Origin of the sequence: Pseudomonas sp. 43A (genome assembly GCF_013363935.1) — a bacterium.
In the GTDB taxonomy this organism is placed as follows: Bacteria; Pseudomonadota; Gammaproteobacteria; order Pseudomonadales; family Pseudomonadaceae; genus Aquipseudomonas; species Aquipseudomonas crudilactis.
Genome location: NZ_CP054880.1, coordinates 55,809 through 82,402, shown reverse-complemented (window position 1 = coordinate 82,402; position 26,594 = coordinate 55,809). Strand labels below are relative to the sequence as shown.

The 26,594-nt window shown below is 58.9% G+C and carries 21 protein-coding genes and 1 pseudogene; 21 read left to right on the top strand and 1 reads right to left on the bottom strand.

Annotated features, from left to right (window positions below; all coding sequences use genetic code 11):
- Positions 1-10 precede the first annotated feature (10 nt).
- From HUW52_RS00385 to HUW52_RS00290, 20 genes and pseudogenes are all read left to right on the top strand, one after another.
- Positions 11-286: pseudogene (locus HUW52_RS00385) on the top strand (PAAR domain-containing protein); the annotation flags it as partial.
- A 105-nt stretch (positions 287-391) separates the two neighbouring features.
- On the top strand, positions 392-769 hold the full coding sequence (locus HUW52_RS00380; protein WP_175552691.1) for a hypothetical protein: 378 nt from the start codon (positions 392-394) through the stop codon (positions 767-769).
- 40 nt (positions 770-809) lie between these two features.
- Complete coding sequence (locus tag HUW52_RS00375) at positions 810-1,169, top strand: hypothetical protein (RefSeq protein ID WP_007920282.1); 360 nt, start codon at positions 810-812, stop codon at positions 1,167-1,169.
- The gene (locus HUW52_RS00370) at positions 1,166-1,618 is read left to right on the top strand and encodes a hypothetical protein (protein WP_175552690.1); all 453 of its coding nucleotides are present in this window, start codon (positions 1,166-1,168) and stop codon (positions 1,616-1,618) included. The genes HUW52_RS00375 and HUW52_RS00370 overlap by 4 nt, the downstream gene beginning before the upstream one ends.
- Before the next feature lie 27 nt (positions 1,619-1,645).
- Positions 1,646-3,433, top strand: a complete 1,788-nt coding sequence (gene tssF, locus HUW52_RS00365) for a type VI secretion system baseplate subunit TssF (protein WP_016985778.1) — start codon at positions 1,646-1,648, stop codon at positions 3,431-3,433.
- On the top strand, positions 3,397-4,404 hold the full coding sequence (tssG, locus tag HUW52_RS00360) for a type VI secretion system baseplate subunit TssG (protein ID WP_016985779.1): 1,008 nt from the start codon (positions 3,397-3,399) through the stop codon (positions 4,402-4,404). The genes tssF and tssG overlap by 37 nt, the downstream gene beginning before the upstream one ends.
- Before the next feature lie 11 nt (positions 4,405-4,415).
- Entirely contained in the window at positions 4,416-7,073 is a 2,658-nt protein-coding gene (gene tssH / locus HUW52_RS00355) for a type VI secretion system ATPase TssH (protein ID WP_175552689.1), read from the top strand.
- 10 nt (positions 7,074-7,083) lie between these two features.
- Positions 7,084-8,604: a sigma-54-dependent Fis family transcriptional regulator gene (locus tag HUW52_RS00350; RefSeq protein ID WP_175552688.1), complete on the top strand. Its 1,521-nt coding sequence runs from the start codon at positions 7,084-7,086 to the stop codon at positions 8,602-8,604.
- Positions 8,605-8,697: 93 nt separating this feature from the next.
- On the top strand, positions 8,698-8,838 hold the full coding sequence (locus HUW52_RS00345; RefSeq protein WP_034152084.1) for a hypothetical protein: 141 nt from the start codon (positions 8,698-8,700) through the stop codon (positions 8,836-8,838).
- A gap of 18 nt (positions 8,839-8,856) precedes the next feature.
- Entirely contained in the window at positions 8,857-10,053 is a 1,197-nt protein-coding gene (gene tagH, locus HUW52_RS00340) for a type VI secretion system-associated FHA domain protein TagH (protein ID WP_007920298.1), read from the top strand.
- Positions 10,054-10,058: 5 nt separating this feature from the next.
- Positions 10,059-10,559 (top strand): type VI secretion system lipoprotein TssJ, encoded by a 501-nt coding sequence (gene tssJ, locus HUW52_RS00335; protein WP_007920299.1) that lies wholly within the window; start codon positions 10,059-10,061, stop codon positions 10,557-10,559.
- Positions 10,560-10,561: 2 nt separating this feature from the next.
- Positions 10,562-11,893 (top strand): type VI secretion system baseplate subunit TssK, encoded by a 1,332-nt coding sequence (tssK, locus tag HUW52_RS00330; RefSeq protein ID WP_007920300.1) that lies wholly within the window; start codon positions 10,562-10,564, stop codon positions 11,891-11,893.
- Between the two features lie 5 nt (positions 11,894-11,898).
- A complete protein-coding gene (icmH, locus tag HUW52_RS00325) occupies positions 11,899-12,774 on the top strand; it encodes a type IVB secretion system protein IcmH/DotU (RefSeq protein WP_016985783.1) in 876 nt (291 codons plus the stop codon).
- 13 nt (positions 12,775-12,787) lie between these two features.
- A complete protein-coding gene (tssM, locus tag HUW52_RS00320) occupies positions 12,788-16,327 on the top strand; it encodes a type VI secretion system membrane subunit TssM (protein ID WP_175552687.1) in 3,540 nt (1,179 codons plus the stop codon).
- Positions 16,327-17,055 carry a PP2C family serine/threonine-protein phosphatase gene (locus HUW52_RS00315; RefSeq protein WP_038359322.1) on the top strand — a complete coding sequence of 243 codons (729 nt, stop codon included), beginning with the start codon at positions 16,327-16,329 and terminating at the stop codon, positions 17,053-17,055. Before tssM ends, HUW52_RS00315 begins: the two co-directional genes overlap by 1 nt.
- Entirely contained in the window at positions 17,052-18,053 is a 1,002-nt protein-coding gene (locus HUW52_RS00310) for a serine/threonine-protein kinase (protein ID WP_034152081.1), read from the top strand. Before HUW52_RS00315 ends, HUW52_RS00310 begins: the two co-directional genes overlap by 4 nt.
- A gap of 28 nt (positions 18,054-18,081) precedes the next feature.
- Positions 18,082-20,118: a type VI secretion system tip protein VgrG gene (locus HUW52_RS00305; protein WP_175552686.1), complete on the top strand. Its 2,037-nt coding sequence runs from the start codon at positions 18,082-18,084 to the stop codon at positions 20,116-20,118.
- Positions 20,119-20,123: 5 nt separating this feature from the next.
- Positions 20,124-21,143, top strand: a complete 1,020-nt coding sequence (locus HUW52_RS00300) for a tetratricopeptide repeat protein (protein ID WP_175552685.1) — start codon at positions 20,124-20,126, stop codon at positions 21,141-21,143.
- Positions 21,144-21,159: 16 nt separating this feature from the next.
- Positions 21,160-24,195, top strand: coding sequence for a hypothetical protein (locus tag HUW52_RS00295; protein WP_175552684.1), 3,036 nt, complete (start codon positions 21,160-21,162; stop codon positions 24,193-24,195).
- Positions 24,185-24,694 carry a hypothetical protein gene (locus tag HUW52_RS00290; protein ID WP_175552683.1) on the top strand — a complete coding sequence of 170 codons (510 nt, stop codon included), beginning with the start codon at positions 24,185-24,187 and terminating at the stop codon, positions 24,692-24,694. Before HUW52_RS00295 ends, HUW52_RS00290 begins: the two co-directional genes overlap by 11 nt.
- A 173-nt stretch (positions 24,695-24,867) precedes the next feature.
- On the opposite strand, the gene HUW52_RS00285 is transcribed toward HUW52_RS00290, so the two are convergent.
- Positions 24,868-25,140 carry a hypothetical protein gene (locus HUW52_RS00285; RefSeq protein ID WP_175552682.1) on the bottom strand — a complete coding sequence of 91 codons (273 nt, stop codon included), beginning with the start codon at positions 25,138-25,140 and terminating at the stop codon, positions 24,868-24,870.
- 11 nt (positions 25,141-25,151) lie between these two features.
- Here HUW52_RS00285 and HUW52_RS00280 point away from each other — a divergent pair, with 11 nt between their 5' ends.
- Positions 25,152-26,516 carry a lysozyme inhibitor LprI family protein gene (locus HUW52_RS00280; protein ID WP_175552681.1) on the top strand — a complete coding sequence of 455 codons (1,365 nt, stop codon included), beginning with the start codon at positions 25,152-25,154 and terminating at the stop codon, positions 26,514-26,516.
- Positions 26,517-26,594 lie beyond the last annotated feature (78 nt).

Genomic DNA, 26,594 nt, shown 5'->3' with positions numbered 1-26,594 from the left:
GAGATCCCCGATGTCTGGCAAACCAGCAGCACGCGTATCCGACCCCACCGCTTGCCCACTTCCAGGCCACGGTACCAACCCGATCGCCGCCGGTTCCGGCGACGTGTTCTTCGACGGCCTCGCGGCCGCCCGCCAAGGCGATGCCTCGGCGTGTGGTGGTGCGATGGTCGGCGATCTTGCGACGACCGTGTTGATCAACGGCAAAGCGGCCGCGACCGTGGGTTCGGTTGGTATTCACGGCAACAAGGTCACGGCAGGTTCCGGGACGGTGATTATCGGCAATTCGCCAGGGTCGAGCTGATGACTAAGAAACACCTGAGTGGCGTTGTTCGTTCATGGACAGTCGATAGCGGGGCGTTCTGTCCATGACGCACATGTTCGGGTCGGCTCGATGAAACTCAGAGCCTGGCAATGTCTCATCGCTTTTCTCAGCTCGGTCGGTTTGCTGGCGATTCTGGTCGGCTTCGCGCTGCTGTTGCGGATGGAAAGCTCGACCGAACCAAAGCTGTTCGCTCATCCCCACGCGTTGTGGATTGGCGCCGAGGATGGTGGGGTATTCGTCGAGATTACCAAGCACGAAGCGCCGGACTATTACGTGGAAATTCGTCACGACAATGGTGGGATGTGGACTGAAGGCTGGGTTCGATATGGCACCAGGGACAGCCATCCACTCAGCGCTGCGGCAATTGGTGGCTACGGCGGTGAAGAGCTCTATGTCTATACGGGTGTCGCGATCACGCCGCAAAAACAGGGAGTTGCGCAGCGATGAATAAATACGTGCCAGCGACCCCGGGGCAGGAGACGGACGCATGACCGACTCAGGTCGCTTCGCAATGATTTGGCTGCAGCGCTTGCTACTCGTGGTGGGAGCGTTCGCTTGCATGCTCTATTTTGCTGCGCACGCGCTTTCCAACGCTTTTATGTTGCTGATGGACCGCGAAAATTTTATCCCTGCGCAGTCGTCCATCTGGACATTCGAACCTTACGAAATCAATCAAGGTTCTTCGTCTTACTGGCTCTACGGTGAGGACAGGGACAACTATTACTTTTTTGCGTACGTCCCTGAACATTCATATCGCGTGATCGCGAAAGACAATGGGTGCGCAGGCTTCGACAAGCGCGATGTCCGCACATGGTGCATGGATCACGCTGTGGAGGTTCGCCGATGACCGACTCATCAAGCGAGATGCTCATGCTCAGTCGTGCGCAACTGAGCTTCTTCATGGCTGCATTGTGGTGGCCATTGCTGGCGGTGTTGGCGATCAGTTCCTATGACCTGTGGAGTGGCGAGTATTCAACACCCGAGTCGTCCGGGATTTATTGGCAGTACCTGTTGTGGTGGGGAATTCCCGGGCTTCTGGGTTTCTCGCTGTGGATGTCCCGATCGGCGCAGCGCCGCAACGAGCAGCAGGCATTGCGGATGGTTTGGTGGGCGCCGGTGAAGTTCATCCCGTTCTACGCCGTGCCATGGATGCTGTATGGCCTGCTCAGTCTGGTCGTCGGTCAGCTCAGTGATGCCTACATGGCGTACGGCTGGATCTCGATTGTGCCGTTCCTGCTGATTGGCGGTTATGTCTGCGCCGGCGTAACGGTCGCGCTCTACAGGATATTTTTTTGATGCGTTCCACTAGCAGGCAGGTAACCCGTGTCGTTTAACCACTACTACCAAAGCGAACTCACCGCACTGCGCCAACTCGGTCGCCGTTTCGCCGAGCGTAGTCCGGCGTTGGCGCCGTATCTGGGGCAGGCCGGGCGGGATCCGGACGTGGAGCGGTTGCTCGAAGGCTTTGCGTTTCTGACCGGGCGGCTGCGCCAGAAGCTCGATGACGAGCTGCCGGAACTCAGCCATTCGCTGATGCAGTTGCTGTGGCCGAACTACATGCGCCCGCTGCCGGCGTTCAGCATTTTGCAGTTCGATCCGCTCAAGCGTTCCGGGCCTGCGTTGCGCGTCGAGCGCGATACGCCGATCGAAAGCAAACCGATCGAAGACGTGCGTTGTCGCTTCCGTACTTGCTATCCGACCGAAGTCTTGCCGCTGGATCTGGCCGCGCTGAATTACTCGGTGAAGGGCGACGGCTCGCTGCTCAGCCTGCGTCTGGAAATGAGTGCCGACGGCCACCTCGGTGAACTGGAACTGAGCAAACTGCGTCTGCATTTTGCCGGTGAGCGCTACATCAGCCAGATGCTCTACCTGAGTCTGCTGCGCAACCTTGAAGGCATCGAGCTGATCCCGCTCGACGGTGCCGGCAAACCGATTGATGGCGTCAGCGGCAAGCCGATGGCGTTCAAGATTCCCGGTGATCGGGTCAAACCGGTGGGCTTTGCCGAAGAAGAGGCGTTGATCCCGTATCCGCTGAACACCTTCCGCGGCTATCGCTACCTGCAGGAATATTTCGCCTTCCAGGACAAGTTCCTGTTCGTCGACGTCAACGGTCTGGACATCATCAACGCGCTGCCGGAAGACACCCTCAAGCAGATGCGTGGCCTCGAACTGCGCTTCGATATCCGCAAGAGCGGCATCATGCGCATGCGGCCGACCCTGGATAACGTCAAGCTGTTCTGCACGCCGATTGCCAACCTGTTCGCCCACGACGCGCTGCCGATCCGCCTCGACGGCAAGCAGGACGAATACCTGTTGCTGCCGGCGGAATACGATCTGGAAAACTGCGGCGTGTTCTCGGTGGAAACCGTGACTGGCTGGAAGCCCGGCGGTCTCGGTTATCAGGAATACGTGCCGTTCGAATCCTTCGAGCATGACCCGAGTTTCGACGTGCCCAACAGCCGTCCGCACTACAGCATCCGCCAGCGTTCGTCCTTGCTGCACGACGGCCTCGACACCTACCTGAGCTTCGGTATTCGCCATACCGAAGCCCACGAAACCCTGTCGATCGAGCTGATGTGCACCAACCAGAACCTGCCGCGCAAGCTCAAGCTCGGCGACATCTGCATGGCCAGTGAAGAGACGCCGGAGTTCTTGAGCTTCCGCAACATTACCCCGGCCACTTCCAGCTTCGCGCCGCCGCTGAACCGAGACTTCCTGTGGAAGCTGATCAGCAACATGTCGCTTAACTATCTGTCGCTGGCCGACGTCAATGCGTTGAAGGTGATTCTCGAAACCTATGACCTGCCGCGCTACTACGACCAGCACGCGGAGAAGGTCAGCAAACGCCTGCTCGGCGGCCTCAAGCACATCAAGCATCACCACGTTGACCGCTTGCACCGTGGGCTGCCGGTGCGCGGTTTGCGCACCGAACTGACCATCGACCCGGAAGGGTACATCGGCGAAGGCGACCTGTTCGTTTTCGCTTCGGTTCTTAACGAGTTTTTCGCGCTTTACGCCAGTCTCAATTCATTCCATGAACTGCGCGTAAAAAGCACACAGGGAGAGGTGTACCAATGGACACCACGTATGGGCCTGCAGCCCCTGCTTTAAGCGGGCTGACCAAGGTAATACGCGAGTACTCGCTGTTTCAGGCCGTGCTGCTGGTGATCGACCGGCTGCGCGAAGCACACCCGCACCTGAGCGAAGACGATCTGTACGACCACGTGGAGTTCCAGGCCAACCCGAGCCTCGGTTTTCCGCGCAGCGACGTCGATCGCGTCGAGTTTTTCGAAGAGCACGGGCAGATGCGCGCGCGCATGCGTTTCAACCTGATCGGCCTGGTCGGCTCGGGTTCGCCGTTGCCAGCGTTCTATGGCGAACAGGCCCTGGGCGACAGCGAAGACGGCAACCCGACGCGCAATTTCCTCGACCTGTTCCACCATCGCCTGCAACGGCTGATGCTGCCGATCTGGCGCAAGTACCGCTACCGCGCGAGCTTCCAGAGCGGGGCGATTGACCCGTTCTCCTCGCAGCTGTTTGCCCTGATCGGCCTCGGTGGCGAAGAGATCCGCAAGGCCAAGGAACTCAACTGGAAACGTCTGCTGCCGTACCTCGGCTTGCTCAGCTTGCGTGCGCACTCGGCGGCGTTGATCGAAGCCGTGCTGCGTTACTACTTCAAGCACGAAGACCTGGTCATCGAGCAGTGCATCGAGCGCCGCGTGGAAATTCTCGAAGAGCAGCGCAATCGTTTGGGCCGCGCCAACAGCCTGCTCGGCGAAGACCTCGTGCTCGGCGAACACGTGCGCGACCGCAGCGGCAAATTCCGCATTCACATCACTGAACTCGACTGGCAGCGATTCCATGAATTCCTGCCGATCGGTTTTGGTTACCAGCCGCTCTGCGCGCTGGTGCGGTTCACCTTGCGTGACCCGCTCGATTACGACATCCGCCTGGTGTTGCGCCAGGAAGAAATCCGCGAACTGCGCATCGGTGAGCAGAACGCCTGTCGCCTCGGTTGGACCAGTTGGCTGGGCCGCGAAAAAGCGGACGGCGTGGTGACCCTGGGCAGCAAAATTCATTAAGGACGTGAGCCATGATCAACGTAGACCTGCAACAACTTATCCAGGCGCTGGACGCCGAAACCCGTCGTGATCTGGAACGTTCCGCCGAGCGTTGCGTGGCCCGAGGTGGCAGCAAGATCCTCGTCGAAGATTTGATGCTCGGCCTTCTCGAGCGTCCGAATGGCTTGTTGTCGCGCGCACTGCAGGACGCAGACGTCGACGCCGGTGAACTCAGCGCCGCGCTGCAATCGCGCGTCGAACACAGCGCTTCGCGTAACCCGGTGTTCGCCCCGGAACTGGTGCAGTGGCTGCAAGATGCGCTGCTGGTAGCCAACCTCGAACTGGGCCAGACCCAGGTTGAAGACGCCGCGTTGATCCTCGCCCTGCTACGCAATCCGATGCGCTACGCCGGCAGCCGTTATCAGCCGCTGCTCGCCAAGCTGAACATCGATCGCCTGAAGGAATTTGCCCTGTCGCAAAAAGAGCAACCAGCGGCCAATGGCAAGCCGGCCGCCCAGGGCGAATCGCTGTTGCAGCGCTTCACCCACAACCTGACCCAGCAGGCCCGCGACGGCAAACTGGACCCGGTGCTGTGCCGTGACGGCGCGATCCGGCAGATGGTCGACATCCTCGCCCGTCGCCGCAAGAACAACCCGATCGTCGTCGGTGAGGCCGGTGTCGGCAAGACCGCCATCGTCGAAGGTCTGGCCTCGCGCATCGCCGCCGGTGAAGTACCGCAAGTGCTCAAAGGCGTTGAGCTGCTGTCGCTGGACATGGGCCTGCTGCAGGCCGGCGCCAGCGTCAAAGGTGAGTTCGAGCGTCGTCTCAAAGGCGTGATCGACGAAGTCAAAGCCTCGCCGAAACCGATCATTCTGTTCATCGACGAAGCCCACACCCTGATCGGCGCAGGCGGCAATGCCGGCGGTTCCGACGCGGCCAACCTGCTGAAACCGGCGCTGGCCCGTGGCGAACTGCGCACCATCGCCGCGACCACCTGGGCCGAGTACAAGAAATACTTCGAGAAAGACCCGGCGCTGGCCCGTCGCTTCCAACCGGTGCAACTGCACGAACCGACCGTCAGCGAAGCGGTGACCATCCTCCGTGGTCTGGCCCAGGTTTACGAGAAAAGCCACGGCATCTACCTGCGTGATGACGCGGTGGTCTCGGCTGCTGAACTGTCCGCACGTTATCTGGCCGGTCGGCAACTGCCGGACAAAGCCGTCGACGTTCTCGACACCGCTTGCGCCCGTGTGCGCATCAGCCTCGCCGCCGCCCCGGAAAGCCTTGAGCGTCTACGTGGCGAACTGGCTGAAGGTGGCCGCCAGCGTCAGGCCCTGCGCCGCGATGCCGAAGCCGGTCTGCTGATCGACCACGAAGCGCTGGAGGCTCTGGAAGCTCGTCTCGACGAAGCCGAAGACGAAATGGTCGCGCTGGAAACCCTGTGGACTGAGCAGAAGCAACTGGCCGAACGCCTGCTGGAACTGCGTCAGCAACTGGCCAAGGCTCGTGAAGCGGCAGCCGTTGAGCCAGTGGTGACCGTTGAAGAAGACGCCGAAGGCACCGTGATCGAAACCGTTGCCGCCGAAGTCGAAGAAGGCCAGAGTGTCGAAGCGCTGGAAGCCCAGCTCAACGAAACCCACAGCGCCCTGACCGCCGCCCAAGTCAAAGAGCGTCTGGTCAGCTTCGAAGTGTGCCCGCGTCTGGTCGCCGAAGTGATCAGCGCCTGGACCGGCGTGCCATTGGCGCAACTGGCCCGCGAGCACAATGCCAAGGTCGCCAGTTTCGCCACCGACCTGCGCACGCGCATCCGTGGTCAGGAACAAGCCGTACACGCCCTGGATCGCTCGATGCGCGCCACCGCTGCCGGCCTGAACAAGCCTGACGCACCAGTGGGCGTGTTCCTGCTGGTCGGCCCGAGCGGCGTCGGCAAGACCGAAACCGCCCTGGCCCTCGCCGATCTGCTGTACGGCGGCGACCGTTTCATCACCACCATCAACATGTCCGAGTTCCAGGAGAAACACACCGTTTCTCGTCTGATCGGCGCGCCACCGGGCTACGTCGGTTACGGCGAGGGCGGCATGCTCACCGAAGCCGTACGCCAGAAGCCGTACTCGGTGGTGCTGCTCGATGAAGTCGAAAAGGCTGATCCGGACGTGCTTAATCTGTTCTACCAAATCTTCGACAAAGGCGTGGCCAACGACGGCGAGGGTCGCGAGATCGACTTCCGCAACACGTTGATCCTGATGACCTCGAACCTCGGCAGCGACAAGATCAGCGACCTTTGCGAGAACGGCGCACGCCCGACCGCCGAAGTCCTCGAAGAAACCATTCGCCCAGTGCTGAGCAAACACTTCAAACCGGCGCTGCTGGCGCGGATGAAAGTGGTGCCGTATTACCCGGTTGGCGGCCCGGTGCTGCGCGAGCTGATCGAGATCAAACTCGGTCGTCTCGGCGAGCGCTTGAATCGTCGTCAGCTGGATTTCAGCTGGTGCCAGAACCTCGTCGATCACCTGTCCGAGCGCTGCACGCAAAGCGACAGCGGCGCGCGCCTGATCGACCATCTGCTCGATCAGCACGTGTTGCCGCTGGTGGCAGATCGTTTGCTTGACGCCATGGCCACCGGTGAAAGCCTCAAACGCGTGCACGCCACGCTCGACGGCGATGCCAGCGTGACCTGCGAGTTCGCCTGAGGTGGGTGTGATGTTCACTCAGGTGCCGCAGCCACTGGTCTATGCCGAAGCGTTGCTGGCGCAGTTCGCCAGTCTGTCGCGGGCGGCGGACGGTGCTGCGTTGCTGGGTGACTTCGTGCGCGGTCTGGCCGAGCTGAGCGGTTGCGAATTGACGCAGCTGTATTTGCTCGACGCCACCCACACGTGTCTGGGGATGAACGCCGAATGCCTCGACGGTGCCCTGCAACCGCGCGAAGCGGCGAGCCTGCCGGCGGATTACAACGGTGAACAACTGCTGCAATTTGCCCTGTGCCAGAACCGCGTGGTGTGCCTCGACGACTTGAGCGGCAGCCTGCACGAAACCAGTTTTCTGCCGGCGGCGGTTTCGCCGTGGCAGTCGCTGTTGTGCGTGCCGCTGGTCAATCAGCACAAGGCTGTTGAAGGTCTGCTGCTGTGCGCCAGCCGTCGTCGTACCCACCTGCAAGGCTTCGCCGATTCTCTCGGCCAGCTCGGCTCGTTCGTGCTGGGCCAGTTGCATTTGTTGCAGCGCTTGCGTCAGCCGTTGGCAGAGTCGGCAACGGTTGCGCGCAGCGTGCCGAGCATCAGTGGCTATGGCTTGATCGGTAAAAGCGCGGCGATGCGCCAGACCCATTCGCTGATCAGCAAAGTCCTGCACAGCCCGTACACCGTGTTGTTGCGCGGCGAAACCGGCACCGGCAAGGAAGTCGTTGCGCGAGCGATTCACGATTGCGGCCCACGCCGTTCCCAGGCGTTCATCGTGCAGAACTGCGCGGCGGTCCCGGAAAACCTGCTGGAAAGCGAGCTGTTCGGCTATCGCAAAGGCGCGTTCACCGGCGCCGACCGCGACCGTGCGGGTCTGTTTGATGCGGCCAATGGCGGCACGCTGCTGCTCGACGAGATCGGCGACATGCCGCTGTCGTTGCAAGCGAAGATTCTGCGCGTGTTGCAGGAAGGCGAGATTCGTCCGCTGGGTTCCAACGACACCCACAAGATCGACGTACGCATCATCGCCGCGACCCACCGCGATCTGTCGACGCTGGTCAGCGAAGGCAAATTCCGCGAGGACTTGTATTACCGCCTCGCGCAATTCCCGATCGAACTGCCGGCGCTGCGTCAGCGCGAAGGCGACATCCTCGAACTGGCCCAGCACTTTGCCGAGAAGACCTGCACGTACTTGCAGCGCGATCCGGTGCGCTGGTCGAGTGCGGCGCTGGAACATCTGTCCGGCTACAACTTCCCCGGCAACGTGCGTGAACTCAAGGCACTCGTTGAGCGCGCGGTGCTGTTGTGCGAAGGCGGCGAGTTGCTCGCCGAGCATTTCTCCCTGCGCATGGAGGCAATGCCGGAAGACAACAGCCACCTGAATTTGCGCGAACGCCTCGAGCAGGTCGAACGTACTTTATTGCTCGATTGCCTGCGCAAGAACGACGGCAACCAGACCCTCGCCGCCCGCGAATTGGGCTTGCCGCGACGCACGCTGCTGTACCGGCTTGGCCGTCTGAACATCAATCTGGGAGATTTCGATGGGTAGGCAAAACGTCATCGAAATCCTCGCAAAAACCAATTTCAGCGCCGCCCGCAAGGGTCGGCGCTTTGTGCTTTGTCTACACCTGGAGACCCTCTGATGTCTGTTCGTCACTGGCAAGCTGCCCTGCTGACCCTCGTCGTTCTATGCGGCCTTGGCGGCTGTAGCGGCAATTACAAATTCAACGACAACGACTATCGCCCGTTGGGTGATCCGCAAGCGGTCAATCGCGGCAAGTGACCGCAAGGAGCATCAAACATGGAATTGGTTTTCGAAATGCTGAACACCAAGCAGTTCGTGCCCACCGAGTTGTGCCAGAAGACCTTTAAACAGGCCGGCGGCGTGATCGGGCGGGGCGAGGACTGCGACTGGATCATCCCTGACCGCAAGCGTCACCTGTCCAACCACCACGCGATTGTCAGCTACCGCGAGGGCACGTTCTTCCTCACCGACACCAGCAGCAACGGTGTTCAGGACGGCGAGAGCGGCGCACGTCTGCACAAAGGCGAACCGGTGCGTATCGAGCACGGCAGCACCTACGTGCTGGGTGACTTCGAGATCCGCGCGCGGCTGGTGCGCGACCCGGCGACCTTCGACGGTGAAGTCGGCCGTCCACGTGCCGCTGGCAGCATCATCCCGGACGACGCGTTCCTCGATCTCGATCCGCTCAATGCCCTTGAGCAGCAAGAGCGTGTGTATTCGGAAATTGACGAGCTGCTGGCGCCGAACACCAAGCCTGAGGATTCCCGTCAGCGTGCCGACTACGCGCGCATCGACATGGAAAGCCTGATGGTGCCGGAGCTGATCGCCGCCCCTGTCGAACCTGAGCCTGCTCCGGCACCGAAAGCCGTTGAGCGTCAAAGCGAAGGTTTCTGGGAGCATTTCGGTGCGGCGCTGGGTGTCGACGTCAAAGGTCTCAGCCACGACGAACGTGAAGCTTTGGCGCTGAACGCCGCGCGTTTGCTGCGCCAAAGCATCGGCGGTTTGCAGCAGAGCCTGCGCACCCGTTCGGAGCTGAAAAACGAGCTGCGTCTGGCCCAGACCACCGTGCAAGGCACCAACAAGAATCCGCTGAAATTCGCCGTCGATCCGAGCGAAGCGCTGCAGATTCTGTTGCAACCAAGCAAGCCCGGCCATCTGCCGGCCGAGCAAGCCATTTCCCGCGCGTTCCGCGACCTGCAGGCGCATCAAGTGGCGCTGCTGACCGCCAGCCGCGCCGCCGTGCGCGGCACGCTGGAGCACTTCTCGCCGGAGCAACTGACCCTGCGTTTCGAGCGCGACAACAAGCCGTTGATCGCCACTTCGGGCGGACGCTGGAGAGCGTTCGGTCGCTATCACCAGGCGCTGCGTCAGGACGATGACTGGAGCGAGCGTCTGCTGGCCCGCGACTTTGCCCAGGCTTACGAAGAACAGATCCGCCTGATCTCCACCCTCCACACCGACCACCAAGGATGATGCGCATGTCTCGCCGCTCGACCGCTTTTTTCAAGACGCTGACTGCGCTCACCGTGCTGGTGTTGCTCGCCGGTTGCTCGTCGCTGTCGCCGTACTCGAAAGTGACCAAGATCAACCTGAAGCTGACCGGCAGCGATCAGCTCAACCCGGACCTCAATGGTCGGCCGTCGCCGATCGTCGTGCGCCTGTTCGAACTCAAGCACCCGGTGACCTTCGAGAACGCTGACTTCTTCAGCCTCTACGAGCGCGCCAAGGAATCCCTCAACCCGGATCTGGTGGCCAGCGAAGAACTCGAACTGCGCCCGGGTGAAACCGTGGAGATGAAGCTCAAAGTGGAAGAGGGCAGCCTTTATGTTGGCGTTCTCGCCGCTTACCGCGACTTGCCCGACACCCAATGGCGCCACACCGTTCAGATCACTCCGCTGGAAGTTACCGAAGTCGATCTGACTCTGGACCAGACCGGCATCCGCAACACCAATCAAGTGCTCGCCAAGGCGGATGACTGATCATGAATACCCATAAAGTCATTTGGCAGGAAGGCATGCTGCTGCGTCCGCAGCACTTCCAGCACAACGATCGTTATTACGATCACCAGATGAAAACCCGCACGCAATTGTTGGGTGGTTACACCTGGGGTTTCCTCAATCTGGAGATCGACTTGCAGTTCCTCAACATGGGCAAACTGGTGATCAGTGAAGCCTCGGGGATTCTGCCGGACGGCAGCCTGTTCGAACTCGGTGGCAACACCGAGCCGCTGGCGCTGGACGTACCGCCGAACACTGGTAACACGCCGATCTACCTGGCGCTGCCGCTGGTCACCGGTAACCACATCGAGTCGCGCCGTCCGGAGCAGTCCGACGTGCTCGCGCGTTACACCGCGTACGACGCCGAAGTGGCCGACTCCAACGCCGGCGACGATTCCGCCAGCCAGGTCAGCTGCGGTCGCCCGGACTTCAAACTGTTGCTCGGCGAGCAGCAGAGCGATCAGGCCTACGTGAAGCTGAAGATCTGCGACGTGCTCGACACCACGCCGGACGGTGTGATCAGCCTCGACCCGGATTTCGTGCCGACCTACATTCAGGCCCACGCCTCCAGCTATCTGCTGTCGTGTCTGAAAGAAGTCATCAGCATGCTCAACCACCGTGGTGACACGATTGCCGAGCGCATCCGCTCCAACGGCAAGGTCGGCGGTGCCGAAGTCGGCGACTTCATGATGCTGCAACTGATCAACCGTACCGAACTGCTGCTGCGCCACTACCTCGGCCTGGAGCAGGTGCACCCGGAAGAGTTGTACCGCACGCTGCTGACCATGCTCGGCGATCTGGCGACCTTCTCCGGCGAGAGCAAACGCCCGCGTCTGGACAGCCGCTATTCCCACGCCGACCAAGGCGGCAGCTTCCGCAAACTGATGGAAGCGATTCGTCAGGTGCTGTCGATGGTGCTCGAACAGCACGCCATCGAACTGATCCTGCAAGCGCGTCAGTACGGCATCATCGTCTCGCCGTTGCACGACCACAAACTGCTCGGCTCGGCGTCGTTCGTGCTGGCGGCCAGTGCCAACTGCGACTCCGAAGAACTGCGCCACCGCTTGCCGGCGCACCTCAAGGTCGGCCCGGTGGAGCGTATTCGCCAACTCGTCAACCTGCACTTGCCGGGGATCAAGGTCAAACCGTTGCCGGTGGCCCCGCGGCAGATCGCGTTCCACTCGAACAAAACCTATTTCATCCTCGAACTCAGTTCCGAAGACCTGGCACAACTCGAGCGCTCCGGCGGTTTCGCGTTCCACGTGTCCGGCGAATTTGCCGAGCTTGAACTGAAATTCTGGGCCATCAGGAACTGACCGACATGATCAAGGAAACGGATTACAACCAGGACGACAAAACCGTCCTGCTCGATCGTCAAGGCCACGGACCGGCATCGAGTCCGCTGACCGACTTCGCCGCGCCGCCGCGTTTCGAGCAACTGGAAGAACGCATGATCTACGCCGCGCGCCTGCGCCCGGCAGAAGCGTTCAACATCAGCCTCAATTCGCTGGTCGCCGCTTCGTCCGAGTTGCTTTCGGAAGTGGTGCGCCTCAAGCACAGCGAAACCCGCGAAGACTTGTACGCACTCAACGAGCGTCTGACTGCGGGCCTGAAACTGTTTGAAGTACGCGCCCTGCACAATGGCGCCGAAAGCAGCCAGGTGATGGCCGCGCGTTACGTGCTCTGCACCGTTGTCGACGAAGCAGTCGTGACCACACCGTGGGGCAACGAAAGCGAGTGGTCGCAGATGAGCCTGCTGAGCAGCTTCCACAACGAAACCTTCGGTGGCGAGAAGTTCTTCCAGTTGCTCGATCGGTTGTCGAAGAACCCGGTCAAGCACCTGCCGATGCTCGAGCTGATGTACCTGTGCCTGTCCCTCGGTTTCGAGGGCAAGTACCGCGTACAGGCACGCGGCATGCTCGAACTCGAAGGCATCCGTGACGCCCTTTACCGGCAGATCCGTCAGTTGCGTGGCGACGTGCCGCGCGAGTTGTCGCCACACTGGGAAGGCTTGAACGATCAGCGCCGCAACCTGGTGCGCATCGTGCCGGCGTGGATGGTGGTGTTGTTCACTTTCGTCTGTCTGGTGGTGATGTATTCGGGCTTCGCCTGGGTCTTGGGCGAGCAGCGCGACACCGTTCTGCAACCTTATCAGCCGCTTGATCCGGCCGCGGTGCAACCGCAGTCGCAGCCGTAAACAGGGACGTGTGATGAAAAAGTTTTTCAAGAAAGTCGGCGCCTTCCTGCGCCAGACCTGGGTCTGGACCTTGCTGCTGGTGCTGTTCGTGGCGCTGCTGGTGTGGTTCGTCGGCCCGTTGTTGGCGGTTGATGACTACAAGTTCTGGGAGAGCTCGACCTCTCGCTTGCTGACCATCGCTGTGCTGTTCCTGATCTGGGGCCTGACCATGGTCTTCGTCAGCTGGCGCAGCGGTATTCGCAAGAAAGCCGAGGAAGAAAGCGAGGACGGTCAGGATCGTATCCGCCGCGAAGAGCTGATCGACGAAGAACAGAAGGAGTTGAAGGCGCGCTTCAAAGACGCGCTGAAAACCCTGAAGACGTCGAGTCTGTATCGCGGCCGCAGCGAACGCTGGCGCAGTGACTTGCCGTGGTACCTGCTGATCGGTCCGCAGGCCTCGGGCAAAACCAGTCTGCTGGACTTTTCCGGTCTGGAATTCCCGATCAACAAGATCGACCGCAAGCTGACCCGCGACACCCTCGGCACCCGTCATTGCGACTGGTACTTCGCCGACCACGGTGTGCTGATCGACACCGCCGGGCGTTACACCACGCAACCGGATGTGGAAGTCGACGGCGGCGCCTGGACGACGTTGCTGGAACTGCTGCGCAAGCGTCGTCGCGGTCGTCCGTTGAACGGCGTGCTGGTGACCATTCCGGTGGAAACCCTGCTCGGTGGCAGTGAGCAGGACATCGACACCCTCGCGCGCCAGATTCGCGGCCGTCTGCAAGACGTGCATCAGAAACTGCACGTCGACGTGCCGGTCTATCTGGTCCTGAGCAAGGCTGACAAGCTGCTCGGCTTCGACGAGTTCTTCGATCAACTGACTCGCGAAGAAAGCGATCAAGTGCTCGGCACCAGTTTCCGCAAGGATCAGGTCGGCACCGATGTCGCTGTGCTGCGCAACGAGTTCGAAGAACTGCTGCGTCGTCTCAACAGCCAAGTGATCATGCGCATGCACTCCGAGCGCGACACTCAGCGCCGTGGCCGCATCCTCGACTTCCCGCATCAACTGGGGCAGATCGGCGAGCGCCTGTGCCTGTTCGTCGACATGGCGTTCACCGGCAACCGTTATCAGCGTGCCACGCAGCTGCGTGGTTTCTACCTGACCAGCGCGCCGCACCTGACCCAAGAGATGGATGCGACCACCGCCGGCATCGGCGCCAGCCTCGGCATGAGCGCCGGCGTGCTGCCGACCCTGCGCAGCGGTCGCTCGCGGTTCATCCATCATTTGTTCAGCCAGGTGATTTTCCCGGAATCCGACTTGGCCGGTCTGGACAAGCGCGAACGTAGCCGCATTCATTGGGGCCAACGTGCGTTGTACGTCGGCGCACTGGCGGCACTGGCACTGTTCGGCATGCTCTGGGCGGGCGGTTTCTCAGCCAACTACGAGCGCCTGGAAAACCTGCGCAATCTGGCGCAGAACTGGACGCAGCAACGCACGGCATTGTCGCCGCGTGATGACGCCATGGGCGTACTGAAAACCCTCGACAGCAGCTACGCCGCAACCCAGGTGTTCCCGAAGAAGGGCGACGTTTCGTACCACGAACGTGGTGGTCTGTATCAGGGTGAAGACGTCAATCCAGTGGTCAAAGAGGCTTACGAGCGCGAGCTTGAAAAGCAACTGCTGCCACGGGTTGCAACCATGCTCGAAGGGCAGATCCGCGCCAACATGAAGGACCGCGACCGCCTGCTCAACAGCCTGCGCGCGTACCTGATGTTGAACATGAAGGACCGTCGCGATGCCGCATGGCTCAAGGACTGGGTCGCCACTGACTGGTCGACGCGCTACACCGGCAACACCGCGGTGCAGAACGGTTTGAGTGCGCATCTGGAACGTCTGCTGAAGCAGCCGTTTATCTACCCGCTGAACGATCAGTTGGTGACCCAGGCGCGTCAGGTCTTGCGCAGCGAATCGCTGGCCACGGTGGTTTACCGCATGCTCCGCGAGCAGGCGCGCAACCTGCCGGACTACCGTTTCAGCCAACACCTCGGCCCACAAGGCTCGCTGTTTATCGGCACCGAATACGTGATCCCGGGCTTCTACACGCAAACCGGTTATCAGCAGTACTTCTCGGTACAGGGTTCGGCGCTGGTCACCGACATCCTGCGTGACAACTGGGTGTTGGGCGAAGGTGCGGGCATCAGCGACATGGACTTGCGTCGCCTGATGGTCGAGCTGGAGCAACTGTACTTCCGCGACTACGCCAATTACTGGAGCGAAGCCGTTGGCCAGGTGGCACTGCCGCCGATCAGCGACGCCGGTGAAGGCGCCGAGCAACTGGCGGGCCTGACTTCGGCGAATTCGCCGGTGCTGGCACTGTTGACCGAAGTGCGCGAGAACACCCGCTTCCAGGCCGCTGCTGACCCGGTGGATGAAGCCGGTGATGCGGCCGATGCGTTGGCCGGGCAAAAAGGCAAACTGGGTAAAGTCGGCAAACTGGCCTCGGCTGTCGCGGACAAAGCTTCGGCGATGAACGTGGCGAAGAACCTGCCGGATACCGCGAAGAAGTCGCTGCAACGCCGCTTCGAACCGCTGCATCGTTTGCTCGATGACAACAACGGCCCGGCGGCGGACCTGACGCCTGCACTGAGCGCGCTCAACGACCTGCAACTGCAACTGGCCGGTCTGGCCCGTTCCAGCACGCCGGAACAAGCCGCGTTCGAAATGGCGAAAACCCGCATGAGCGGCCAGCGTGATGCGCTGACCAACCTGCGCAATGCGTCCAGCCGTCTGCCGCGTCCGCTCAGCGTGTGGTTCAACGTGCTGGCCGAAGACTCGTGGCGTCTGGTGCTCAACGATGCTTACCAGTACCTGAACGGCCGCTATCAGAACGAGCTGTACAGCGTGTATGGCAAAACCATCAGCAAGCGTTATCCGTTCAGCGCCAGCAGCACCAGCGACGTGGCGATCAGCGACTTCCGCGAGTTCTTCCGCGCGCAAGGCACCGTCGACCGCTTCTTCGACAGCTACCTGCGTCCGTTCGTCAGCGGCGATCCGGGCAACTACCGCATGCGCAGCGTCGATGGTCACAGCCTGCCGGTATCGAAGATGTACCTGGACCAAATGGCCGCAGCGCTGACGATTCGTCAGAGCTTCTTCTCGATCAACCCGGCCGAGCCGACCGTGCAGTTCAAACTGGAGCCGTACACCCTCGATCCGGCGGTCAGCCGTTCCGAGTTCAAGTTCGGCGACAAGACCATGGAATACCGTCACGGTCCGATCCTGCCAATGTCGTTCAAGTGGCCGACCGATGCTGAAGATGGTCGTACCAGTCTGGTCATGGACAAGATGGCGGGTCGTCCGATCGGCATCGAGAAGAACTCCGGCCCATGGTCGCTGTTCCGTCTGTTCGACCTGATGCAGACCGAGTATCTGACCGGTCGCGATGTGCTGGTGCTGAAAGCTGATGTGGGTGGCCTGCGCGCCAACTACCTGCTGACCAGTCAGCGCACGCCGAACCCGTTCGACATGGGCGTACTGCGCACCTTCCGTATGCCGGTGCAGCTCTGATGCTGGTGGCCAGTGCCTGGCGCAGCGCGGCGCGGACCGACCCGGGCAAGGTGCGGGCGCGCAACGAAGATGCCTTCCTCGACTCGCCACAGCAGGGGCTGTGGGTGGTCGCGGACGGCATGGGCGGTCATCAGGGTGGCGACATCGCCAGCCAGTTGATCGTCGCCAGCCTGGCTGAACTGCCGCAACACGAGGACTTCGACGAACGCCTCAAAGCCATCCGCCAGTGCCTGCACTGGTTGAACCGGCGTTTGGGGCAGGAGTTAACGGTCACTGCCGGGCGTCACGACAGCATCATGGGCAGCACCGTCGTCGCGCTGTTGGTGGAAGGCAATCGCGCGGCCTGCATCTGGGCCGGCGATAGCCGTTGCTACATGTGGCGCGGGCAGCGTTTGTATCAGCTGTCCAAGGACCATTCGCTGCAACAGCAATTGATCGACGAGCAACAAATGAGCGTCGAACAAGCGGCGGCGCACCCGGCGGCTCAGGCCTTGACCCGAGCCGTCGGCGCCGCTGAACAACTGACCCTGGATGTCCTCGAACTCGAGGTTTATCCGGGCGATGCGTTTTTGCTCTGCAGCGATGGTTTGTATCAGGGCCTGAGCAGCGATGCCCTCGGCAACGCCCTCAGCCTCAGCGCGCCGCACGTGGCGCTGGAACGTTTGTTCGACGGTGCCCTGCGTGGCGCCGCGCGCGACAACCTGACAGCCGTGGTGATCCGCCAATGACTGAAATCGAATCCTCAGTCGATGACTTGCTGATGAGCGAAGAGCAGGCCAACAACCTGACCTACTTCGCCTTCGCCAAGGAAAACAAAGCAGAACCGTTGCTGGCGCCGACCAAAGCCAGCATCGGTGCACTGCCGGACGTACTCGCCGGTCGCTACCACCTCGAGCGTCTGCTCGGGGCCGGTGGCATGGGCGCCGTTTACCGGGCGCGGGATCTGCTGCACGAACAGTTCGGTGATCCCGACCCTTACATTGCGCTGAAAATCCTCAGCGAAGAATTTGCCGAATCGCCGGATGCCAGTGCCTTGCTCTACAGCGAGTTCGCCCTGACCCGACGCCTGCGCCACGACAACGTTGTGCGTGCACACACTTTTGAAGTCGACACCGACTGCCAGCGGGCCTTCATCACCATGGAATACATGCGTGGCCTGACCCTGGACAAATTGCTCTGCGAGCGGCCCCTCGGCCTGCCGTGGCAAGAACTGCGCGACATCGTCCTGCCGCTGCTCGACACGCTGGCCTACGCCCACGGTCGCGGCGTGCTGCACGGTGACATGAAACCGAGCAACGTCATGCTCAGCGAAGACGGCTTGCGCCTCTTTGACTTCGGCCTCGGTCAGGCAGAGGAGGGCGTGATGCCCGGCCTGCCGCACCTGAGCCGCGAACGCTTCAACGCCTGGACCCCGGGCTACGCCGCCCCCGAACTGCTTGAGGGCCAACCGTTGTCGGCCAGCGCGGACGTGTACGGCGTGGCTTGTGTGATCTATGAACTGGCGGGCGGTAAACACCCGTTCCGCCGCTTGCCCTCGACCCAGGCCCGCGACGAGCACCTGGAGCGCGAACTGCAAGCACCGGCAAATTTACCGAAACACGGCTGGCCAGCGCTGCGAACCGCGCTGAGCTTCGACCCGGCAGAACGCACCATCACTGCTCAACAATTGCGTGACGCCTTGGGCGCCACTTCGTCCTGGCTGCAACGGTTGCGACTTCGGGCCTAACGGATGACATTCGAACAGGGAGCACTTTATGTTCAACCCAGCTAACGAAACCCACTTCAGCCTCAAAGTGGAAGACTACGTCGGCGACCTGCAAGTGCTGTCGTTCACCGGCACCGAAGGTATCAGCCAGCCGTATCGTTTCGACTTGGAATTGGTCAGCGAAAACCCGGATCTGGACCTCGAACAACTGCTGCACAAGCAAGCGTTTCTCGCGTTCGATCCACAAGGCTCGGGCATCCACGGCCAGATCTACCGTGTTGCCCAAGGCGATGCCGGCAAGCGCCTGACCCGCTACAAAGTGTCGATGGTGCCGCAACTGCAATACCTGCATCACCGCACCAACCAGCGCATCTACCAGCAGATGTCAGCGCCGAAAATCATCGCGCTGATCCTCGAAGAGCACGGCATCAAGGGCAACGCCTACAGCTTCCAGCTCAGCCAGCCGTGCCCGGATCGCGACTACTGCGTGCAGTACGACGAAACCGACCTGCATTTCGTCCAGCGCCTGTGCGAAGAGGAAGGCATTCACTACCACTTCCAGCACAGCGACAAAGGCCACCTGCTGGTGTTCGGCGACGACCAGACCGTGTTCCCCGATCTCGGCCAGCCAACTGCGTACGTGCAAGGCAGCGGCATGGTCGCCGAAGAACCGGTAATCAAAGGCTTCAAACTGCGCCTGGAAACCCGCACCAGCCGCACCACGCGCCGCGACTACGACTTCGAAAAACCGCGCCTGCAAATGGAAGCCGCCTACAAACCCGAAGGCGAGAGCACCGAGCCAGATCTCGAAGACTACGACTACCCCGGCCGCTTCATCGATCGCGCCCGTGGCAAGTTCCTCAGCCAGCGCGCCCTCGAACGCCACCGCGCCGACTACCGCCAGGCCGAAGGTCGCGGCGACCAGACCAAACTGGTCAGCGGCCACTTCATGGCCATGTCCGACCACCCGCGCAGCGAGTGGAACGACCTGTGGCTGCTCACCGAAATTTTCCATGAAGGCAAACAGCCGCAAGTCCTCGAAGAAGGCGTGACCAGCGACACCACCGACAACAAGGACGACTTCCACCAAGGCTACCGCAACACCTTCCTCGCCACCCCGTGGGACGTGTTCTACCGCCCGGCCCTCGAACACCCGAAACCGCGCGTGCTCGGCAGCCAGACCGCCATGGTCACCGGCCCCAAAGGCGAAGAAATCCACTGCGACCAATACGGCCGCATCAAAGTCCAGTTCCACTGGGACCGCGAAGGCCTCGCCGACGACAAAACCAGCTGCTGGCTGCGCGTCTCCAGCTCCTGGGCCGGCGACCGCTACGGCGCCATCAGCATCCCGCGCATCGGCATGGAAGTCCTCGTCACCTTCCTCGAAGGCGACCCCGACCAGCCCCTCGTCACCGGCTGCCTGTACCACAAGGAAAACCCTGTGCCGTACGCCTTACCGGCGAACAAGACGCGCAGCGTGTTCAAAACCCTCAGCTCACCGGGTGGCGGTGGGTACAACGAACTGCGCATCGAAGACAAGAAAGGTGCGGAGCAGATCTACATTCATGCGCAGCGCGACTGGGATGAGAACGTTGAGCATGACCAGAAGATTCGGGTCGGGAATGAACGTCACGATACGGTGGTTAAGAACACTTACACCGAGCTCAAGGCTGAAGAACACCGCACCACGATTTCCGATCGCAAGATTGAAGCGAAGCTGGATGATCACCTGACGATTGGACAGAACCAACACGTCAAACTCGGCACGGCGCAGCTGACCAGTGTGGGGAAAGAGATTCATCTCAAGGCTGGGGACAAGATTGTTATTGAGGCGGGGACGGAGCTGACCATTCTTGGGGGTGGGAGTTTTATTAAGCTCGATGGCGGTGGTGTGACGGTGGTTGGGCCGGTGATCAAGATCAATGCGGGTGGCTCGGCTGGCTCAGGCACGGGGATCGGGATTAAACCGCCGGTGCTGCCGGGGGCGGCGGATAAGGATAAGGCGGGGAGTTTGATGGATCAGGCGTTGGGGAATGCGGTGCCTGAGAAGGTTAAGCCGAAGGCTTTTTTTGTGTTTTCTGAGTGATCGACATGAATGGTGTTTTGAAGAAGAGCAATGGCATCGCGATGGCGGTTTTCACCGCGTCGTTGTTGAGCCTGTTTCATGGCAACGCTTATGCGGATGAATGTCCGTCCGAGGATTTTTCTCAGTTCCTTCCGGCGTTTTCTGCGAATGCTGAAACTCAGCAGCGGTTGACTGCGATGACGGTGAAGTCGCTGGTGTTGAAACCCGAAGGAGAGGGGCGGACTCTTGAGCCGCAAACGACGGAGATCAACAGTTCCACATTGGTGTTTCCGCTGATGGCACCTTTAGCCACAGACAAGACAGACGGGGTTGAAGTCGAAACAATCGACGACAGTCACGTCAACGTTGTGGACAAGCGAGCGGGTAACAGCAACATCAAGATTTTCAATTTTTCTCGTCAGGCATGCTGGGTACTCGAGGGCGTCGAGAACTGGTCGATCAATGATAAAGACCTTGTTGAAGCGACCACGCCGACCCTGAGTACCGCCGAGAACTTTTGCTATCAGCGTGCGCGAACTTACGGGCGCCTTGGTGGCCTGGACAAATACTCCCTGACCGGAGAACTCTTTGAAGCAGCATTGGAAAACTACCTGTGTGCAGCAGCTTCCGGCGATCCTCAGGCAAGTCTCAGTGCTGCCAGTCTGAGTCTTTCCGGAATGGCTTCTCAATTGGAAACAGAGAAGGTCGAAGCCCTGTTCAAGGCCGCCGCTACTACTCTGGCAAGCGGAGCTTCTGCATTGTCCACATTCTATTGCTATGGCAATGACACAGACCCCGAGGGCCCTTGTCAGCATCCTGAAGAAGCAGAAAGGGAATTGATTCGCGCCGCATCGATGGGCTCTTCCGATGCTCAAAATAAACTGGGTGATACGTTCGAGACCGGAAGATTGGTAACCAAGGATGCCTCCAGAGCACTGGATTGCTATCGCTTGGCCGCCAGTAAAGGAAATGCCATCGCCCTGAGTAATTTAACCAGATTGAAATCGCAAACCGCTGACGCCACAGAAACCAGCCATTGCTATTGATTTGCAGGATGCAGAAATGACAGAACCATTAGATTTAACGGGTAATTACGAAAACCGTGGCTACGTGTACAAGATGGGTGGCGATGGCATAAAAACAAATGCGGCCGGTAATAAATTAATCGACTGCTCGCACATGGTTAATTTGTTGCTGACGGGGGCTGGCTACAAAATCCCGTATCAAGATACCCGTGTAATGGTGGATTCCACTTACTACACAACCGTGGTGCCACCCGACGTCAAGAAAGGTGATATCGCTCTTTGGATTAATGAAGATCCGCTGGGTGGTGGGGATAAGTTATTTCATACCGGTATTGTTGTTGACGTTAATCCCACCGGTACTGCAGGCAAGTTCTTCGGCGCGCAGACGAGGAAAGGGCCATCATTTACTTATTTTGGCACTAAAGATCCGGCCTTCTACTGGCCGATTCCTACAAAGTTTCTCAGGGCTAAAGAAGAGTATAGAACCGGCGCAGCGGAACAACCTACCCCTGCCCCCGCTCCTGCACCGACGCCTGCTGGACCGGAGCCTGTTCTAAACTTTCAATTCCCCATAAGAAAGGCTGATGGGAAACAGTTCGACAGTGCCAATGAACTGTATACCGCCATCGAAAATGAGACCTCAGGTCAATACCTTTTGGGTAGCTATAACTTTTGGCACGGTGGCATTCATATTAGCAATGCCAGTGCATCCTACTGTGTGAAAGACGAGCCCGTACGATGCATGGCGGATGGTGTGGTTGTAGCCTATCGCCTCAACGAAGATTATTTACAGTCGGAGTACGCTGGAGATAAACCGGCCAAGCTTAAATACTCTAATTCTTTCTGCCTGGTTCGGCATGACTACAAGTCGCCCGCTAACCCGGAAGAAGGCCCGAACAAAGAGAAACAAAATAAGCTGGTATTTTTCAGTCTTTATATGCACTTGATGCCCTATAAAGGCTATTTGCCTACAGAGGAGGAGTTGGGTAAGCCGAAGATAAAGTTCACGGTGGGAGATTTTACTGCCCGCAGTGATTCTGAGGAAGGTCCGGAATGCGTGAAGTATGGGCTGATTTCTGCGGGCTCTGTCTTTGAAGTTCTAGAAGAAAAGCTTGCCAGCAACGGTATCACTTATGCCCGAGGTAAGTTGTTAAGTGGCAAGGTGCCTAACAGGAAGTTAGGGGAAGAATCTTGGTTTGCTTATAAGAAAGACGGTGTAGCAGTCAAGAATAAAAAAGACACCGCGATCTGGAGCGCAATATTACCGCCGGAACGAACCCGGCCAGGCTATTGGAAAGGGCTGGTTAAGGCTCGTGTCAGCGCCCCGAACGGATTGCCGTTGTTCGCAGCGCCCAAAGCTGTTGCTAACGGTGAAAGTGCTGGTGAACCGCTGGGAGAAATGGCCCTCTGTTTGAACAGTGAAATTAAATTCGACGGTACCAAAGTATTTAATCTGAAGGTTGGAAGTTCTCTGGTTCGGATGGCTGAGTGCACCTGCCTGTCTGGCGGTTTGAGAGGCGCAGGGACGGCTCCGTCAACATTCTGGGCGAGCGTCGAAGATATCGGTAACGCTCGGATGGTAACGTGGGCCGAAGTCACACCTGCCGAATTCGATAAGGTAATTGCTTGCGAAGCAGCGATAAAAGCAGGCCATCCAATAGGGTTTTTAGGCTTGCAGGAGAACCTCGGGAAAGTTGAGGGTTCAATCTCTAGCAAATATCACGCTCATATTGAGATATTCACCAGTGATACGGGTCTCGATAAATTCTTGCAGAATGAAGCAGCCCTGAAAATTGGCATGAGTTACCTGAATCTGCCGGCGGGCACGGTACTTGCCAGTAAGGCGTCCACGGGACAGCCCGCGACCCTTGAGTCCAAACATATAGTTCCTATGGGATCGGTTTCTGTGTTCAAAGACTCAAAAGGGGTTGAGTGGTATGAGCCGACCGTTACAGAGAAAGATAAAAAGCTGACGGGCCTGATCAAAAAGGCAGATGTTACCTTTACGTCTTCAGGTGCTCAGTTGATATCTCAACATGATTGGGCAAAGTTGGGATATGCAGTTGTCAAAGAGGGCGATGAGAATTCAGATGGTTTTCTTGATCCGGACTCGATGCCGCCTTTTTTCAAGGAGCTCCATGCGAAACTCGACGCTTTGGGTGACAAAGATGGTGAAGTTACCTCCGCGGACTTGAACTCGGCATTGAAGAATGTGGAGTTCCGGGATAAATGGACAAAGTTGATTGCTTACCACCCCACCGAGTGGCAGGCGAAGTCTTCCGAGCCCAAGTGGAGTCGTCTTGATCAACTGCTCGCTGAGTCGCCAAAGTTACTGGAACATGAAAAAGAGCGGATTGACAAGCTTGTTTTTTGGGATGAGCTGGCGGGTGCGTTACAGATGCCTCTTCCGAAACAGGTCTATCATTTTCACCCGATTGCGTTCGTCAATAATTTCATGAAGTTTGCGGTGCCTGGAAAAGGTTGGGCGCACAGTGCGTTTGCCAATTTGCTCGCGAGCGTTGAGTCGAATAATGATTACACGGCTTACAACAGGACCAAGGGTGGACTGAAAGCGTTTTATAAAACTGATTTGACTACGTTGACCATCGCTGAACTACAGCAGAAACAGAAGGACCGGGATATTTTTGCGGCGGGTCGCTATCAAATGGTTCCTGATACGATCAATGGTGCTGTGAAAAAGCTCGAACTTGCTTCCACGCTTAAATTTGACGAAGAGACTCAGGATAAGATTTTTGAGGAATACTTGATAAAAGTTAAGCGCAAGGCATTCATCCAGTATCTGGAGGGCGATGGCGACGTCGAAAAAGCTGCCTATGCCTGGGCCTTGGAATTCGCCTCGGCAGGTGTAAGAAAGGGTAAGACCATTAGCCCGGTGCCGAAGAAAGATGAGCACGGAAACATCGAAATGAAAGACGGCAAACCGGTGATGCTGGCGAGGGTCGCCAGCTTTGAGGGACAGTCGTATTATGCGGGCGACGGTCTCAATACCGCTCACATTTTGCCGGCTGACATGGTTCGTGTTCTCGAGGAGTCAAAAAACAATGGCAAGTAAGTTATCAGCGTCCCGCTTGTTTTGGCTGGGCGCGCTTTTTCTCTTCTCGTGTTTCGCCAAGGCCGATGTGCCGCGGTTCGAAAACTATAAAGTCGACGAAATTTTTAAGGGCCAACATCACGATGCTGTTGCCAGTGAAGAAAATAAAAGCTGGGCTGAGGGGCGTAAAAAAGCCATCAAGCAACCGGTAAATTTTGCAGGCCATTATGTTGTTTACGCAAACGGCTGTGGCGGCGGGTCTATCTGTGGCGAAATTCTTGACGTGAAAACGGGGCAGGTTGTTACGTCCTTTCCTAATGCCTACTACATCATCGGAAATGACGGTACCGCACCCTACGCGGCCGTCTACAAGCCAGACAGCAAATTGCTCGAGATTATGGGTGTAGCGGCCGATCCGGAAGTGGATGTAGAGGGTAACGACCTCGAGGAGGGTAACCGGCAGCGCTTCTACGAGTTCGATGGCAAGAAGCTCACTCTGATCGAACTTGTCGATCAGTAAATTTGGTTTATTCCAAGGGGAAAGGTGACGGATGTGCCTCTGGCTAAGTCCGCACCTCCCCTTTCTCCAGCGTGTTCATTTCCTGCCTTGTCGCCATCGACTATCCCTGATGTTGCAACGACCCGTTTGCACTCCTGGGATTCCGGGCGCAGGTGGGAGTAGGGCGGGTAAATTCAGTTCAACCCTTTAGCGGCATCACTAATCGGTCTGACTTGGACGATGCCTGCCTTAGCTGAAACCACCACATTGAGTCCCGTCAACGGTGTCGACACGAAATCAGCCCCAAATCCGGCACGTTTGAAGAGTTGCAGCCGGACTGCGGCGATGGCTTCGTTAACCTGCGCGTCGACAAAAAGCGTAAAGCGTTGCTCAGCACCTACTGGGAAATGAACATGCCCAAGCAATGCATCACCCGATTCACCAAACGCAAAACCTGAATGACTCAAGGATGAACACAGTGAACCGTTTTGTTTTAACCCTTCTGGCCGTACTGCTGCCGGCTTCAGCCGCCTACGCGCAGGACGACTGCCGCAATGTCACCTCAAGCCTGGAAATGGTGCCCTGCTCGGAGGCGGCGAAGAAGGCTGCCGATACGCAGTTGAATGTCAGCTACAAGCAGTTGATGTCGCGGCTTGAGTCTGACTATCGAGCAGATCCGGCGTTGGGCGCGGAGTACGCGGCGAAGGTTAAAGAGTCGCAACGTGCTTGGTTGAAATTGCGCGATGCGAACTGCCCCTTGGAGGCGTTCGATATCGAGGCGGGGATGCCGGCGCATGTGTTCGCCGTTAACTCGTGCATCGCCAGAATGAGTCGCGAGCGCTCGGCGTATCTGGACAAGATTGTCCCTGCGCTTGCATCCGATAAGAGCGCTTCGACGGCTCCCACCAGCGACGCTTGCCCCTCGGAGGAGTTCGCGCCTTTCCTGACTGCGTTTTCCGCCAACAGCGAATCACAGCGCCGTCTCACGGCGATGACGGTCAAGTCGCTGGTTTTGAAACCGGTAGCAGGAAAGGATCGAAGTACCTTTGAGCCTTCGACCTCCGGTGTTAGTGGAACAACGTTCACCTACCCGCTGATGGCCGCCATTACACCCGGCAAGACACCTGGAGTCGAGATCGAAGAGGTCGATGACAGTCACGTCAACGTTGTGGATAAACGGGCGGGTAACAGCAATGTGAAAATCTTCAACTTCTCTCGTCAGGCGTGCTGGGTGCTTGAGGGGATTGAGGATTGGTCGATCAGTGAGAAGGATCTTGTCGCAACAGAGAACCCGGGAATGAGCCGCGCCGAGAACTTCTGTTATCAGCGTGCCGAAGCGTTGGGTGGGCTGGGGTTTCTTGAACAATACCCGCTGACGGTGGAGTTGATTGAAGCGTCGCTGGAAAATTTTGTGTGTGCTGCAGAGTCGGGTGACGCACAGGCGAGCCTCTCGGCAGCAAGCCTGAGCCTTTCGCAGATGGCGTCTCAGTTGGAAACCACTAAGGTTGAGGCGCTGTTCAAAGCAGCCTCGAAAATACCGAGTGGCGCGTTGGCCTATGCCACGTTTTTTTGTGTCGGAAACTCCACCGACTATAGCGGCCCTTGCCTCCATCCCGAGCAGGCGAAAGAGCAGGTTGTTCGTGCTATTTCCATGGGCTCCACTGACGCGATGAATTATCTGGCCTCGACCTTTGAAGGTGGCGAGCTTGGAACGAAGGATATGTCGCGGGCGCTAGCCTGTTATCAAATGGCGGCTGACAAAGGCAATCAGTTGGGCATCTTCAACGTGGGGCGATTGGGATCGTCAGGCGCTGAACCGATCAAGGCCAGTCACTGCATCTGAAATGCCGGGTCATGTCTGATGCGTTTTCGCAGTCGTTGAGTCTGAATCCGTCCGGTAAAACGTTTAGTTTTTGAGCAT